Genomic DNA, 15,934 nt, shown 5'->3' with positions numbered 1-15,934 from the left:
CCCGGTTCACCGGAGGAGGACACCCGCGAAAGCCGCTACACGTCCTGGCCTTCGGCCCGCCGGACGCGCTTGATCGGAACGGGGAGCACGCAGACCGGGTCGGGAACCGCCAGGCGGCGACCCGTGTCCCCGGGGATCCCGGTCCGGGGATCCACCCGCAGCGACATGAGCTCGTCCCCGTTCTGGGCGGCGGCCACGATGTGGTCGGGATCGCCGTGGTGGCCGCGCACGACGGTGAAGTGGCGCGGCCACGCGCCCACCGGCGTGTCGGCCAGGTGCTCCACACGGGCGCCCCCGCCACGGACGGCGAAGGTGGACAGCACGTCCGCGCCCCGGTTGGACACGTACACGCGATCGCCGTGCACAGCGATCTCGGCCGGGAAGTTGGTCCCGGCGGACTCCTCGGCGGTGGCGGGGACCGACCCGACGTGCTCACCCGTGCCCGTGGTCGGGTCCCACCGCACGACGTGCACCCGCGAGTCCAGCTCGCCGGACACGTAGACGTGGGTGCCCGAAGGGTCAGCCGCCATGTGCCGGGGGCCGGTACCCGGCGGCATCCCGACGGCCCCGGCGGCACCCTCCCGCGAGTACACGCGCAGCTCGTCGGTACCGAGGTCGGCCACCAGCACGTGATCGCCCACCCGTGCCGCGCTGTGCGCGTGCGGCCCCTCCTGGCGGTCGGCGACCGGGCCGCCGCCACGGTGCGCGAACCGCGCCGTGCGCTTCCCGAGCGAGCCGTCCGGCGACAGGTCGTGGAGGACCACGACGCCGTCGGCGTAGTTGCTCACCGCGAGTTCCGAGCCCCGCGCGAGCACGTGGCACGGCGACCCGCCACCCGAGGGCACGGAGCCCGTCTCGGCGAGCGTGGCCTCGCCCGACACCCGGAAGGCGGTGACCGTACCCTGGGCGCGCTCGTTGACCGCGTAGACCGCGTACCCCTCGGCGGCCTCGTGACGGGTGTTGAGCGCCAGGAAGGAGGGGCCGGGCGTGCGCGCGGCCACCCCGCCGTCGATCAGCTCGCCCGTGACCGGGTCGAACCAGACCCGGTGGACGCCCTCACCCTTGCCGGGCGGATCGGAGTCGGGGGTGTAGGTACCCACGAGGAGGAGACGCCACCGCTTGTCCACCGAGCAACCTCGTTTCCCGCGCGTCGATCCGTCGGGCGCATGCTATCGAGTACTGGAAGGGATGTTTTCAGTGAGGGTGCCCGTCAGCCCCGCGCCGTCTTGACCGCCTCCAGGGCCTTCATGATGCGCTTGTCCGACACCGGGTAGGCGGTCCGCAGCTCCTGCGCGAACAGGCTGATCCGGTACTCCTCCAGCATCCACCGCAGTTCGACCACGTCCGCGTCGGCGGCGCGCCCGGCCGGGAGCGTCCCGACCGCCCTGTGCACGGCCTGGCGCATCTGCTCGACCTTGGCCATGTTCACCTGGTCGCGGCGCGGGTTCTCCGGCAGCTTGTTCAGCCGGTACTCCACACCGCGCAGGTACCGGTGCAGATCGTCCATACGGGACAGGCCGGTCCGGGTGACGAAGCCCTCGCAGACCAGGTCGCCCACCTGACCCTGCACGTCGTTGAGGGACGGCAGCACGGCCAGGGACGTGGTGCCCTTGACCTTCTTGGACACCTTGCGCCACAGCACGAGGACGCGGGCCACCCTGCCGAGCAGCTCGGCCAGGACGTCGGCCAGGTCGGCCCGGACCCGGTCGGCGAGCTTGGCGAAGTCCTCGGCGTTCCACACCGGACCGCCCTCGCGGGCCAGCAGGTGGTCGACGGCGGCGGACTCGCAGTCGGCCATGAGCTTCTTGACCGACCCGTGCGGGTTGTCGGCGAGGGCGAGCTTGTCCGGGTTGTTCAGTCCCTTGCTCACCACGAGCGCCGGGGAGGGGACGGTGAGCAGGAGGAGTCTGCGTGTGCCCGCCCACATGGCGGCGCGCTGCTCGGGCTGGGTGTCGAAGATCCGCACCGCCACGCTGTCGCCCTCGTCCACCAGGGCCGGGTACCCCTTGACCTTGGGGCCGAGCGCCTTGCGTTCCAGGGTCCGCTCCAGCGGGCCGAAGTCCCAGGAGGTGACGCCCTTCCTCTCCACGCCCTTGGCCTCGGCCGAGATCGCCTCCCGGAGTCTGGGCTTGAGCTTGGCGCGGAGTCGCTCCAGGTCCTTGTCCTCGGCCAGGGAACGGTTCCTGCCGTCCACCGCGCGGAAGGTGATGCGCAGGTGGTCGGGCACCCGGTCCAGCTGGAAGGCGCTCGCGGGCACCTTCTCCCCCGCCATCCGGGTCAGCTCGTCGGCCAGCGCGTCCACGAGGGAGCCCTGGTAGGGGACGAGCCCGGCGAGGGCCCGGGCGGCGTGGTCCGGGACCGGGACGAAGTTGCGGCGCAGCGGCTTGGGCAGCGAACGGATCAGCGCGGTGACCAGCTCGTCGCGCAGGCCGGGGATCTGCCAGTCGAACCCCTCGGCCTCGACCTGGTTGAGCACCTTGAGCGGGATGTGCGCGGTGACGCCGTCGGCGGCGCTGCCCGGCTCGAACTGGTAGGTGAGCGGGAAGGTGAAGGGCCCCTGGCGCCACACGTCGGGGTAGTCGTCCTCGCTGACCTCGCCCGCGCCGTCGTTGATCAGCTCGTCGCGGGTGAAGTCGAGCAGGGTGGGGTTGGTCCGGCGCTCCTTCTTCCACCAGGAGTCGAAGTGCGCGGCCGAGACGACGTGCTCGGGGATACGGCGGTCGTAGAAGGCGAACAGCGTCTCGTCGTCGACGACGATGTCGCGGCGACGGGCCCGGTGTTCGAGGTCCTCGACCTCCTCCAGGAGCCTGCGGTTGTCGTGGAAGAAGTGGTGTCGGGTGTCCCAGTCGCCCTCGACCAGCGCACGCCGGATGAACAGCTCGCGGGAGAGCACCGGGTCGATCCGCCCGTACTGCACCTTGCGCTGCACGACGATCGGCACGCCGTAGAGGGTGACGCGCTCGAAGGCCATGACCGCGCCGCGCTTGCGCTCCCAGTGCGGTTCGCTGTAGTTGCGCTTGACGATGTCCCCGGCGAGCTCCTCGGCCCACTCCGGTTCGATCCTGCCCACCATGCGGCCCCAGAGCTTGGAGGTCTCCACCAGCTCGGCGGCCATGACGAAGCGCGGCTGCTTCTTGAACAGCGACGAACCGGGGAAGATCGCGAACCGCGCGCCGCGCCCGCCCAGGTACTCGTGTTTGTCGGGGTCCTTGAGGCCGACGTGCGACAGCAGTCCGGCCAGCAGGGACATGTGCACGGAACGGGTGTCGACGGCCTCCTCGCGCAGGCGCGGCACCTCCACGCCCATGGACCGCAGCACCTGCTTGAGCTGGCCGTGGATGTCCTGCCACTCGCGGACACGCAGGTAGTTGAGGAACTCCTCGCGGCACAGCTTGCGGAACTGGTTGCCCGACAGCTCGCGCTGGCGGTCGCGCAGGTGGTTCCAGAGGTTGAGGAAGGCCAGGAAATCCGACTCCTTGTCGGCGAACCTGGCGTGCGCGGCCTGGGCCTGCTGCTGCCTGTCGGTGGGGCGCTCACGCGGGTCCTGGATGGACAGCGCGGAGGTGATGACCAGCACCTCGGCCAGGCAGTCGCGCTCCTGGGCCTCCAGCACCATGCGGCCCAGCCGGGGGTCGATCGGCAGCTGGGCCAGGCGGCGGCCCATCGGGGTCAGGCGCCGCTTCTTGCCGGAGGGGTCCGGATGGAGCGCGCCGAGTTCGGTGAGGAGGTTGACGCCGTCCTTGATCTGGCGGTGGTCGGGGCCGTCCACGAACGGGAAGGCGGCCACGTCGCCCAGCCCGAGGGAGGCCATCTGGAGGATGACCGAGGCGAGGTTGGTGCGCAGGATCTCGGGGTCGGTGTACTCGGGGCGGGAGAGGAAGTCCTCCTCCGAGTACAGCCGGATGCAGATGCCCTCGGACACGCGGCCGCAGCGGCCCTTGCGCTGGTTGGCCGAGGCCTGGGAGATCGCCTCGATCGGCAGGCGCTGCACCTTGGTGCGGTGGCTGTAGCGGGAGATACGCGCCGTGCCGGGGTCGATGACGTACTTGATGCCGGGGACGGTCAGCGAGGTCTCGGCGACGTTGGTGGCCAGCACGATGCGGCGGCCGCGGTGGGAGGTCCACACGCGTTTCTGCTCGGCCACGGACAGGCGGGCGTAGAGCGGGAGGATCTCGGTGTTCGGGAGTTTCTTCCTCTCCAGGGCCTCTGCGGTGTCGCGGATCTCGCGTTCACCGCTGAGGAAGACGAGGACGTCGCCGGGGGCCTCGCGGCCCAGCTCGTCGACGGCGTCGAGGATCGCCTGGGTCTGGTCGCGGTCGGTGCCGCCGCCGGGGTTGCGCTCCTCGGGGTCGAGGATCTCGTCGGAGATGGGCCGGTAGCGGACCTCGACCGGGTAGGTGCGGCCGGAGACCTCGACGATGGGAGCGTCGTCGAAGTGGCGGGAGAAGCGTTCGGGGTCGATGGTCGCCGAGGTGATGACGACCTTGAGGTCGGGGCGCTTGGGCAGCAGCTGCTTGAGGTAGCCGAGGAGGAAGTCGATGTTGAGGCTGCGTTCGTGGGCCTCGTCGATGATGAGCGTGTCGTAGGCGCGCAGCATGCGGTCGTGCTGGATCTCGGCGAGCAGGATGCCGTCGGTCATCAGCTTGACCAGCGTGCTGTCGCTGGAGGAGTCGGTGAAGCGCACCTTGTAGCCGACGGTCTCGCCGAGCGGGGTGCCGACCTCGTCGGCGATGCGCTCGGCGACCGTGCGGGCGGCCAGACGGCGGGGCTGGGTGTGGCCGATGGTGCCCATGACGCCGCGGCCCAGCTCCAGGCAGATCTTGGGCAGCTGCGTGGTCTTGCCGGAACCGGTCTCACCGGCGACGATGACGACCTGGTGGTCGCGGATGGCCTCGGCGATGTCCTCGCGACGGGCGCTGACCGGGAGGGACTCGGGGTAGGTCAGCTCGGGCACGGCCTCGCGGCGCAGGTCCACGCGCAGGGCGGCCTCGTCGATGTCCCGGCCGATCTGCTCGGTCACGGAGGCGCGGCGCCGCTCGTCGCGGATCTTGGCCAGGCCGTCGATACGGCGGCGGATCCGGTGCCGGTCCGTCGGCATGAGGTCGCGCAGCCGGGATCGCAGTGTGTCCGCGCCGGGCGCGGGCGTGGTGGTGCTCATCAGTCATCAAGGTTATGAGGGCGGGCAATCGGTTTTTCACCCGGCTCGGCCCCGAGGCGGTGCGCGGCGCGGGCGGGCGGGGTCGGGAGGACCGTTGGAGCGAACACCGGACCCTCCCCGATTGTTCCGGGACCCCGTCTGTCCGCGGGGGGGAGTCCCACCCGGTCGGCCCGGCCCCTGGCAGCGGCCGTCCCCCTCCGCCCTGTGCCAGGATGGAGCATGCCCAAGGAGCCCAAGGACACGCGCGCCGCCCTGGTGGCCTCGGCCAGCGCCCTGCTGGACTCGGGCGGGATCGACGCGGTCACGCTGCGGGAGGTCGGACGGCTGGCCGGGGTGTCCCACACGGCACCCCACGAGCACTTCGCCGACAGGGAGGCGCTGCTCGCCGCCGTGGCCGTCCGCGAGCTCGAACGGCTGGGCGAGATCGTCGACGGCGCCGCCCGCCAGTCCCTCAGCTCCCAGGACGCCCTGCGGACCGTGCTGCGCTCCTACACCGCCTGGGCCCTGGAGCACCCGACGCGGTTCCGGCTGGTCTTCGGCTCCCGGCCCCGTCCCCGGGAGGACCTCGACCGCGCGGCCGGTCGGGCCCGGGCCGCGCTGACGGCCGTGGTCGCCCAGTGCCAGCGCGACGGCGTCGTCCCCGGCGGCGACCCGGAACGGCGCACCGCGCTCCTGCTGGCCGTGGTGCACGGGGCGGTCGACCTGCACCTGGCCGGACATCTGCTCCCAGGCGGCGGGGGACGGGCGGGACCGGACGACCTCGTCGACGACCTGCTCGACCTGCTGGGCGCAGCCGCCGGCTGATCCCGGCCGGGCGTTGACGGGGTGTCCCACACCGTGGCGGATCGTTGACACCATGTCCTCCTCCGGGCGGCGACCGTCGGGCTAGGGTTTCCTGCCATGACGACGAACGACCAGGCCAGTGCCCCCTTCTCCCTCCACATCGCCGACGCCGACCTGGAGCCGGAGCCGCTCGACCCCGAACAGATCGTCTCCGGAGACCCCGTGGTGACCGGCAGGGTGCTGTGGGAGTCCGCCGACGGGACCCAGATCCGCGGACTGTGGCAGATCACGCCGGGCGTGGTCACCGACACCGAGGCCGACGAGCTCTTCGTGGTGGTGAGCGGACGCGCCACCATCGAGGTGGACGGCGGCCCCACCCTGGAGGTCGGCCCCGGCGACGCCTGCGTCCTGCGCGAGGGCGACCGCACCACCTGGACCGTCCACGAGACGCTCCGCAAGACCTACCACATCAGCCTCCCGGGGGACTGAGGCCCCGGCGCGCGCCGCCCCTCACGACGGAGGCGCCGGCGTGTCCAGGTAGGACGGGTCCGCGCCCCAGCTGCCGACCAGCCTCAGGGCCTCCTCCGACGGTGATCCGGGTTCGGCGTGGTAGGTCACCAGGAACTGGTGGGGGTCGTGCGGCAGGGCGAACGTCTCGAAGGACAGCGTCAGCTCCCCCGCCACCGGGTGCCGGATCCGCTTGACCCCGTGTCCGCGGTCCTTCACGTCGTGCGCCGCCCACAGTCGCCGGAACACGTCGCTCTTCATCGACAGCTCACCGACCAGGGCCGCCAACTGGGCGTCGTCCACGTGGTACCCGGCGTCCATGCGCAGCTGACTGACCGTGTCGGAGGCCTTGGTCTCCCACTCCGCGAACACCTCGCGGTAGTCCGGGCGCAGGAACACCAGGCGTGCCCAGTTGCGCTCCCGTGGCGGCAGCGCGCCCCAGTCCCCGAACAGCGCCGTCGCCATCCGGTTCCAGGCGAGGATGTCCAGGCGGCGACCGATCACGTACGCGGGCACCCCGGTCAGGCTGTCCAGCAACTGCCGCAGGGAGGAGCGCACCTGCTGCGTACGCGCGGCGGGCTTCCTCCTGTGCCGCTTCGGCTGGGCCAGGTGGGTCAGGTGGGCGTGTTCGGCGGCCGTCAACCGGAGGGTCCGCGCGATCGCGTCGAGCACCTCCGAGGACACGCCCTGCCCCCGGCCCTGCTCCAGACGGGTGTAGTAGGCGACGGAGACCCCGGCGAGCTGGGCCAGTTCCTCCCGGCGCAGCCCCGGCACACGCCGGTAGCGGCCGACGTCGGGCAGGCCGACGTCCTCGGGTTTCAGGCGTGCGCGTCGGGAGCGCAGGAACTCGCTGAGCTCGGCGCGCCGGTCGAGCGGCGGGTCGGCCTCCGGGAGGGGGTCGGTCTCGGATTGGGGGGCGGTGTCCTCGCGGGGGGCCGTGCTCCCCCCGTCTGGTTGCTCGTCCATACCCGCCAGTATTCCCGACCTCCCGTCCCTGAGGCTGTTCCCAGTGGTGGTAGGCACGCCCGTCTTACGTCGGGCGGGGGGCTGGGTGCGCCCCGGCCCGTTCGGCACACTCGTCCTCGCGTCCGCCCGTCAGGGAGCGGCGGACGCGAGGACGAACCCGAGGAGAATCCCTTCGATGACCACTGTCGCCGCCTACGCCGCACCCGCCGCCAAGGCACCGTTGGAGCGCACCACGATCGAGCGGCGTCCCGTCGGCGAGTCCGACGTCCGGATCGACATCAGGTACGCCGGCATCTGCCACTCCGACATCCACCAGGCCAACGAGGGGTGGGGAGAGTCGATCTTCCCCATGGTCCCCGGCCACGAGATCACGGGCGTGGTCGCCGAGGTCGGCTCGGCGGTGACCCGGTACCGGGTCGGCGACCGCGTGGGGGTCGGCTGCTTCGTCGACTCCTGCCGCGAGTGCGCCTACTGCGAGAAGGGGCTGGAGCAGTACTGCGCCGAGGGCATGACCGTGACCTACAACGGCCTCGACCGGCGGGGGGAGCCCACCTACGGCGGCTACTCCACCGGCATCGTGGTGGACGAGAGGTACGTGCTGCGCGTCCCCGACTCCCTGCCCCTGGACCGGGCCACCCCCCTGCTGTGCGCGGGCATCACCTCCTACTCGCCACTGCGGCGCTTCGGGGTCGGCCCCGGTTCGAGGGTCGCCGTCCTGGGCTTGGGCGGCCTGGGCCACATGGGGGTGAAGCTGGCGCACGCCATGGGCGCCGAGGTCACCGTGCTCAGCCAGTCCCTGCGCAAGCGCGACGACGGCCTGCGCATGGGCGCCGACCACTACCACGCGACCAGCGACCCGGCGACCTTCGACTCCCTGGCCGCGACCTTCGACCTGATCCTGTCGACGGTGTCGGTGGCGCTCGACTTCGACCGGTACCTCGGCCTGCTGCGGCCGGGGGGCGTGCTGGCCAACGTCGGCGCCCCGGACGACCCGATCTCGTTGAACCTCTTCTCCCTGTTGACGGGCGGTCGCAGCCTGGTGGGGTCGATGATCGGCGGCATCCCACAGACCCAGGAGATGCTGGACTTCTGCGCCGAGCACGGCCTCGGCGCGGAGATCGAGGTGATCCGCGCCGAGGAGGTCAACGAGGCGTGGCGGCGCGTGGTCGACAGCGACGTGCGCTACCGGTTCGTCATCGACACCGCCACGATCTGACCGACCGCGTCCTCGACCGCCTCCGCCGTGGTCCCGGCGTGCTCCTCCAACATGGTGAGGTGGTCGCCGGGGACCTCGACGCTGGTGTGCTCCACCGGCCACCGCCACCCGACCCCGAGTTCCGCGCCCGACGCGGTGCGGACCGGATGGCGCGGGCGGATCTGGACGGTCGGGACCGGCAGGGGGTCGGGACGCCAGTCGGCGAACAGGTCGAGGTAGCCGCCCATCGCGGTCAACCGCGTCGTGTCCAGGAGTTCGAACTCACCGGCCCGCGCGGTCACCGACTCGGTGACGATCGGCAGCACGCCCGGCTCGTCCGGCAGGGGTGTGTCGAGCAGCACGAGCCCCTGGGGCGGACGGCCGCGACGGTGCAGTTCCCCGGCGACCGCGTGTGCCGCCCACCCGCCCGACGAACGCCCCACCAGGACGAACGGTGCTCCGTCCGCTGCCCGGAGCGCGGCGTCGGCCTGGCCGGCGGCCAGGACCGCGCGGTCGGCGGGCAGGCGCTCGCCCGCCACGAACCCGGGCGCCGGGAGGACCAGGACCCGGCGGTGTCCGCGGGACCGGGCCGCGAACCGGGCGAACTCCTGCGCGCCCGAGGTCATGACGAGGGACGGCAGGCAGACCAGGACCGGGTGCGCGGGGCCGGTGGCGAGCGGCACGGGCCCGACCGGCCAGGGGTCGTCGCCGGTGAGCACCGACCGGTCGCGCGCCTGGGCGCGGACCAGCGCGACCGCCTCCTCCGGCCGCCCGTCCCGGCAGGCGGCCCGGAAGCGCCCGACCAGACCGTCGGCGGCGCCGTCGCTGTCGGCGGTTCCGGTCGCCCCGGCCGGGGTGTCCGGCGGCGTCGACCCGGTCGGCGTGTCCGGTGTCCCGACGCCCATCTCCGCGTCCACGTGGGCGGCCAGCGACTCCGGGGTCCGGTGCGCGAACACCACGGCGGCGGGCAGCCGCAGTCCGGTGGCCTCGCGCAGGTGGTTGCGGAGTTCGACGGCGGTGAGGGAGTCGAAACCCGCCTCCAGGAAGTCCTGGTCGGCCGCCACCCGGTGGCCCGCGGGGTGGCCGAGGATCTCGGCGGCGCGCTCCCCGATGAGATCCGCCAGCAGTGCGCGGCGCTCGGTTCCGGGGGCGCTGTCCCTCAGCCGGGCGGCCGCGTCCGGTCCGGGGGCGGAGCGGCCCGAGTCCCGGACCCGGACGAGGTCGCGCAGCAGCGGCGGGACGTCCTCGGCAGAGGTCGCACGCGCGCGCAGCCCGGCCAGGTCCATCGGTACGGGCAACAGGTGGGCGTCTCCGGTGTCCGCGGCGGCGTCCATGAGCGCCAGGCCCTCGTCGGCGCCGATGGCCTCCACCCCCCAGGTCCGGACCATCCGGGCGGTGTCGACGTCGCCGAGGTGGGCGGTGGACTCGCTCTGGTCAGCCCACCACCCCCAGGCCAGGGACTGCGCGGGCAGCCCCAGGGAACGGCGGTGGTGGGCGAGGGCGTCCAGGAAGGAGTTGGCCGCCGCGTATCCCGCCTGGCCGGCCGCGCCGAACACCCCGGCGGCCGAGGAGAACAGCACGAAGGCGTCCAGGTCGAGATCGGCGGTGGCCAGATGCAGGTTCCACGCCCCGTCGACCTTGGGCCGCAGGACCCGCTCCAGGGTCGGGGGGTCGAGCCGGGCGGCGGTGGCGTCGTCGACCACACCCGCGGCGTGGACCACACCGACGAGCGGGTGGTCGTCGGGCACCGTGTCCAGGAGGGCCCGCACCTGCGCGGGGTCGGCGACGTCGCAGGCGGCGACGGTCACGTGGGCGCCCAGAGCGCCGAGTCCGGCCACGAGTCGGGCCGTGCCGGGGGCGTCGGCGCCGCGGCGCCCGACCAGCAGCAGGCGGGTGACACCGTGCCGGACGACCAGGTGGCGGGCGACGTGGGCGCCGAGGGTGCCGGTCCCGCCGGTGACCAGGACCGTGCCGCCGGGCCGCAGCCGTGTGGACATGTCCAGGACGAGTTTGCCGACGTTGTGTCCCCGCTGCATGTGGCGGAAGGCGTCGACCGCCCGTTCGACGGGGTATCGGGTGACCCGTACGCCGGGCAACTCCCCCTTCTCCAGCAGGGGTGCGAGGGCGGCGAAGGCGCGCCGGACGCGGGCGGAGTCCGTCAGCCTCAGGGTGAACGGGAGGTAGCGGACACCGTCGTGGTCGGCCGCGACGCGCGCGGGGTCGCGGAGTTCGCTGCGGCCCAGCTCCACGAAGCGGCCGCCGGGCGCCGTCAGCCGCAGCGACGCGTCGACCGCCGCACCGGTGAGGGAGTTGAGGACGACGTCCACGGGCGGGGCCGACGCGCGGAAGCGGTCCTCGAAGTCGAGTCGGCGCGAGTGCGCGAGGTGGTCCTCCTCGATCCCCTGCTCCCGCAGCACCTTCCACTTCTCGGGGCTCGCTGTCGCCAGGACCCTGGCGCCCAGGTGTCGGGCCAGGTGCACGGCCGCCTGGCCCACGCCTCCGGCGGCCGAGTGGACGAGCACCGTCTCACCGGCCCTGAGCCCGGCGTCCTCCACCAGGGCGAGGTAGGCGGTCAGGTAGGCGGCGGGCACGGCGGCGGCCGAGGCGTCGTCCCACCCCGGTGGCACCGGAGCCACGAGGTCGCGGCGGGCGACGGCGACCGGGCCGAACGCGCCGGGGAAGAGGCCCATCACCCGGTCGCCCGGGACGAGGTCGGTCACGCCCGGGCCGACCTCCAGGACGACGCCGGCGCCCTCGTTCCCGATGCTCCCGGGTTCGGGGTACGTGCCCACGGTGATCAGGACGTCGCGGAAGTTGATCCCGGCGGCGCGGACCGCGACGCGGATCTCGTCCGGTTCCAGGGAGCGGCGCTGGTCGGGGTCGGGGACGGGGGCGAGCCCGTCGACCCGTCCCGGGACGCGCGCGTCCAGCCGCCAGTCGGTGCGGCGCCGCGGCGGGTGGATGCCGTCGCGGTCGGCGCGGGCCTCGGCCAGGCGGGGGGCGTACAGGCGGCCCTCGCGGACGGCCACACGCGGTTCCCCGGTCGCGGCGGCGGCCGCGACGACGGCGGTGTCGAGCCGGTCGGTGTCCAGGAGGAGGAAGCGGCCGGGGTTCTCGGTCTCGGCCGACGCCAGGAGTCCCCACACGGCGGCCCCGGCCAGGTCGGCCGGCTCGGCTCCGGCGGAGTCGTGCGGGAGCCGCACCGCGCCGTCGGTGGCGACGGCGATCCTGGTCGCGCCGAGGCGTTCGTCGTCCAGCCAGGGTTGGACCAGGTCCAGGACGCGGAGCAGTTCGGCGCGGACCCGGTCGGGGACGGGGCCGGTGCCTCCTCCGGCGGGCACCACGATCAGTTCCGGCACGGGAGCGCCCGCGTCGAGCGCCTGCCGCAGAGCGGCCGGGTCGGGGTGGTGTGCCACGCCCTCCGGCCCCTGGGCGCCGACGGCCACCCAGGTGTGGGGGCGGAGCGCGCGAGCACCGTCGCCGGGGTCCGCCAGTGCCGTCCAGTCCTGGTGGAAGAGGGCGGGCGGCTCGGCGGCGGCCGGGGCCTCGCGCACGGTCAGGCGGTCGATCGACAGGACCGGTGTGCCGTCGGGGGTCGTGTAGGCGACCGACCACGTGTCGGGGCCGGTCCTGGTGGCCCTGGTACGCAGCCGTGGGACGGTGTCGGCCGCGTGGAGGCGGACCCCGTGCCAGGCGAACGGCATCGGGGACCGCCGCTCCCCGTTTCCTTCGAGGTGGTGCAGCAACAGGGCGTGCAGTCCGGCGTCGGTCAGCGCGGGGTGGGGGCCCACCATGTCGGGGGCGTCGCCCGGCGGGGTGTCGAGTACGGCCTCACCTCCCACGCCGGTGTCGTCCTCCCACGCGGCGCGCAGGTTCCGGAAGGCCGGCCCGTAGCCGTAGCCGTGCGCGGCGAACCGCTCGTAGGCGCCCGTCACGGGCAGCGGCACGGCGTCCGCTCGGGGCGCCCCGGCGGCGGGCGGTCGCTCTCCGCTCTCCGGGACGAGCTCTCCCTCGGCGTGCAGGATCCAGTCGTGGCCGTCGGGGGGGAGTGACAGCACGCGCACGCCGCGGGTCCCGCCGTCACCCGGGGGGTCGACCACGACCTGGATGCGGAGCCCTCCCTCGGCGTCGTCGGAGGGCAGCTCCACCGGCGCCCGCAGTGTGAGGTCGGCGATCTCGGGGCAGGCGCACTCGCGTCCCGCGTGGAGCAGGAGTTCCACCACGGCGGTACCGGGCAGCAGGGGCCGGTCGCCGAACACGTGGTCGGCGAGCCACGGGTGCCGACCGGTGTCGAGCAGACCGGTGAACATCGTCTGCCCGGTCTCGGCGAGGGGGATCCGCGCGCCCAGGAGGGGGTGCCCGGCGTCCCGCACGCCCAGGGCCGCGGGGTCACCGGAGGGCCGGGGATCCGACAGCCAGTGACGACGGCGCTGGAACGGGTAGGTGGGCAGCTCCACGGGCGCCCGACCGGGGTCCGCGGTCACCCGTTCCCAGTCGACGCCGACCCCCTGGCAGTGGGCCTCGGCGAGGGCCGTCACGAACCGTGTGGGCCCGTCCTCGTCCCGCCGCAGCGTGCCGATGACCGGCCGGTCCGCGCCGGCGGCCTCCAGGGTCTCGGCCATCGCGGGTGACAGCACCTGGTGCGGACCGACCTCGACGAACGCACCGTGCCGGCGGGCGAGCCCGGCGATCACCGGGGCGAGCAGCACGGGGTGGCGCAGGTTCCGGTACCAGTAGTGCGCGTCGAGCCCGGCACCGTCCAGGGGGGTGAGCGGCGGCGCGGACTCCGGCGACCACTCGGGGGTGGTCGAGACCGTGGAGTAGAAGGGGACGTCGCCCGCACGCGGCCGGATCCCGGCCAGGTCCGACAGCAGCCGGTCCCTGACCCGGTCGATGGGGAACGAGTGCGAGCCGTAGTCGAAGTCGAAGGGCCGCACCCGCACACCGTCGCGTTCGCAGGCGGCGACGAACTCCGCGACCGCCGCCCCGTCGCCCGACACGATCGTCGACTCGGGGCCGCTGACCCCGCCCACGGCGACCCGGCCCCGCCACGGCGCGACGAGCTCCGCCAGGCGTTCGGGGCCGACCCTGACCGCCGCCATACGGCAGCGGCCGATCAGGTCCTCGAAGACCCGGCTGCGGAGCGCGCTGACCCGGGCCCCCTCCTCCAGGGACAGCGCGCCGGCCACGCACGCCGCGGCGATCTCCCCCTGGGAGTGGCCCACCACGGCGGCGGGTTCCACCCCGGCGGCGCGCCACAGCCGCGCCAGCGACACCGTGACCGCCCACAGCACCGGCTGCACCACGTCCGCGCGGGCGTCCGGTCCCGCGAACCCGGGGGCCCCGGGCTCGCCGCGCAGCACCGCCCCCAGGGACCAGTCGGTGAACGGGGCCAGTGCCGCCTCGCACTCGGCCACCGTGTCGGCGAACACCCGCGACGACGCCAGCAGCCCCCTCGCCATCGCCGGCCACTGTCCGCCCTGTCCCGGGAAGACGAACACGGGTCCGGCCAGGCGGCCGGACCCGGCGGCCGTGCCCGTGACCACGCCTTCGGTGCGGTGCCCGTCGGCCAGCGCCGCCAAGCCGTCCATGAGCTCCGCGCGGTCGGCGCCGACGACCGCGGCCCGGCGGGTGAAGGCGGTCCGCGTGGTGGCGAGCGCCCGGGCGACCTCGGCGGCGCCCGGGGCGGTGTCGTCCGCCAGGCGGGCGCGCAGACGCGCGGCCTGCTCCGCCAGGGCCGGCCCGGTGCGCGCGGACAGCAGCCACGGCACCGGCCCGTCCACCAGCGGTCGGGGCTCCTCGCTCCGGGCGGGGGCCGCGGAGGTCGCGAACGTCGGCGCCGGGGGCTCGGCGGGGGCCTCCTCCACGATCAGGTGCGCATTGGTCCCGCTGATACCGAACGAGGACACCCCGGCCCGGCGGGGACGCTCGCCCCGCTCCCACCGCCTCGCCTCGGACAGCACCCGCAGCCGCCCCGACTCCCAGTCCACGTGCGGGGTGGGCTCCTCGGCGTGCAGGGTCCGCGGCAGCATCCCGTGCCGCAGCGCCAGCACCATCTTCATCAGACCCGCCACGCCCGCGGCCGCCTGGGTGTGACCGATGTTCGACTTCAGTGAACCGACGCCCACCGTCCCGGCCCCCCGCCCCGGCCCGAACACGTCCATCAGGGCCTGGGCCTCGATCGGGTCGCCCAGCTCGGTTCCGGTTCCGTGCGCCTCCACGGCGTCGATGTCGCCCGGCGCCAGGCCGGCGTCGGCCAGCGCCGCGCGCACCACCCGCACCTGGGCCGGACCGCTGGGCGCGGTCAGCCCGTTGGAGGCGCCGTCGGAGTTGACCGCCGTCCCGCGGATCACCGCCAGGACGCGGCGTCCGTTGCGGCGGGCGTCGGACAGCCGCTCCAGGAGCACCACGCCCGCGCCCTCGGAGAACCCCGCGCCGTCCGCGCCCGCGCCGAACGCCCTGCACCGGCCGTCCGACGCCAGTCCGCCCTGCTTGGCCAGCTCCGTGAACAGCGCCGGTCCGGTCATGACCGTGGCTCCGCCCGCCAGCGCCAGGGAGCACTCGCCCCGGCGCAGGGCGCCGACGGCCAGGTGCACGGCCACCGACGACGACGAACACGCCGTGTCCACCGTCAGCGCCGGACCCGCCAGCCCCAGGGTGTAGGCCACCCGGCCGGAGGCGACGCTCGTGGCGGTGCCCGTCAGCAGGTACCCCTCGGCCTCCTCCGGGACGGGGAGCGAACCCGCCGCCGAGCCCGCCGCGTAGTCGTTGGTGCTGATCCCCGTGAACACGCCGGTGGGGCTGCCCGCGAGGGAGACGGGGTCGATCCCGGCGCGCTCGATCGCCTCCCACGACACCTCCAGCATGAGGCGCTGCTGGGGGTCCATCGCGGCGGCCTCACGCGGCGAGACCCCGAAGAAGTCGGCGTCGAAACCGGCCACGTCGTCCAGGAAGCCGCCCCAGTGCGTCCTTCCCAGCCGGTCCGTCAGTGAGTCCAGGTCCCACCCGCGGTCGGCGGGCGGCTCACCGACCGCGTCCACCTGGTCCTCCAGCAGACGCCACAGCGCCTCCGGGGAGTCCACGCCGCCCGGCAGCCGACAGCCCATGCCCACGATCGCGACCGGTTCGCGGTCGCGTGAACGCAGGTCCTCCAGTTCGGCGCGGGCGCGGCGCAGGTCGGCTGTCACCCGTTTGAGGTAGTCGAGGAGCTTGGCGTCATCGGACATGGGCGTGGCCTCACCGTTCGTGTCGTCCGCGGCCGGGGGAGGCGGACGCGGGTCGGGGAGCGGGGTGGATCGGGAGAAACGGGTCGGATGGGTGGAGGT

7 protein-coding genes are annotated in these 15,934 nt (G+C 74.0%); 3 read left to right on the top strand and 4 right to left on the bottom strand.

Features of this window, described 5'->3' with window-relative positions:
* Positions 1–35: 35 nt before the first annotated feature.
* Together DVR05_RS02980 and hrpA are read right to left on the bottom strand one after the other, a co-directional pair.
* A complete protein-coding gene (locus tag DVR05_RS02980) occupies positions 36–1,127 on the bottom strand; it encodes a lactonase family protein (RefSeq protein ID WP_116244250.1) in 1,092 nt (363 codons plus the stop codon).
* Between the two features lie 83 nt (positions 1,128–1,210).
* On the bottom strand, positions 1,211–5,158 hold the full coding sequence (hrpA, locus tag DVR05_RS02975; RefSeq protein ID WP_116244249.1) for an ATP-dependent RNA helicase HrpA: 3,948 nt from the start codon (positions 5,156–5,158) through the stop codon (positions 1,211–1,213).
* A 219-nt stretch (positions 5,159–5,377) separates the two neighbouring features.
* Between hrpA and DVR05_RS02970 the strand changes: the two genes are divergently transcribed.
* Positions 5,378–5,962 (top strand): TetR/AcrR family transcriptional regulator, encoded by a 585-nt coding sequence (locus DVR05_RS02970; protein WP_116244248.1) that lies wholly within the window; start codon positions 5,378–5,380, stop codon positions 5,960–5,962.
* 96 nt (positions 5,963–6,058) lie between these two features.
* Entirely contained in the window at positions 6,059–6,430 is a 372-nt protein-coding gene (locus tag DVR05_RS02965) for a cupin domain-containing protein (protein WP_116244247.1), read from the top strand.
* A 21-nt stretch (positions 6,431–6,451) separates the two neighbouring features.
* Here the strand turns inward: DVR05_RS02965 and DVR05_RS02960 are convergent, their stop codons facing one another.
* Positions 6,452–7,414 carry a helix-turn-helix domain-containing protein gene (locus tag DVR05_RS02960; RefSeq protein ID WP_116244246.1) on the bottom strand — a complete coding sequence of 321 codons (963 nt, stop codon included), beginning with the start codon at positions 7,412–7,414 and terminating at the stop codon, positions 6,452–6,454.
* A 175-nt stretch (positions 7,415–7,589) separates the two neighbouring features.
* Here DVR05_RS02960 and DVR05_RS02955 point away from each other — a divergent pair, with 175 nt between their 5' ends.
* Entirely contained in the window at positions 7,590–8,630 is a 1,041-nt protein-coding gene (locus tag DVR05_RS02955; RefSeq protein WP_116244245.1) for an NAD(P)-dependent alcohol dehydrogenase, read from the top strand.
* Here the strand turns inward: DVR05_RS02955 and DVR05_RS02950 are convergent.
* The gene (locus DVR05_RS02950) at positions 8,597–15,835 is read right to left on the bottom strand and encodes a type I polyketide synthase (RefSeq protein ID WP_116244244.1); all 7,239 of its coding nucleotides are present in this window, start codon (positions 15,833–15,835) and stop codon (positions 8,597–8,599) included. The genes DVR05_RS02955 and DVR05_RS02950 overlap by 34 nt on opposite strands.
* Positions 15,836–15,934: the final 99 nt, after the last annotated feature.

The sequence above is a fragment of the Nocardiopsis sp. FIRDI 009 genome, assembly GCF_003386285.1.
Lineage (GTDB): Bacteria > Actinomycetota > Actinomycetes > Streptosporangiales > Streptosporangiaceae > Nocardiopsis.
The sequence above is the reverse complement of the archived record's forward strand: the minus strand, read 5'-3'. Positions and strand labels throughout refer to the sequence as shown.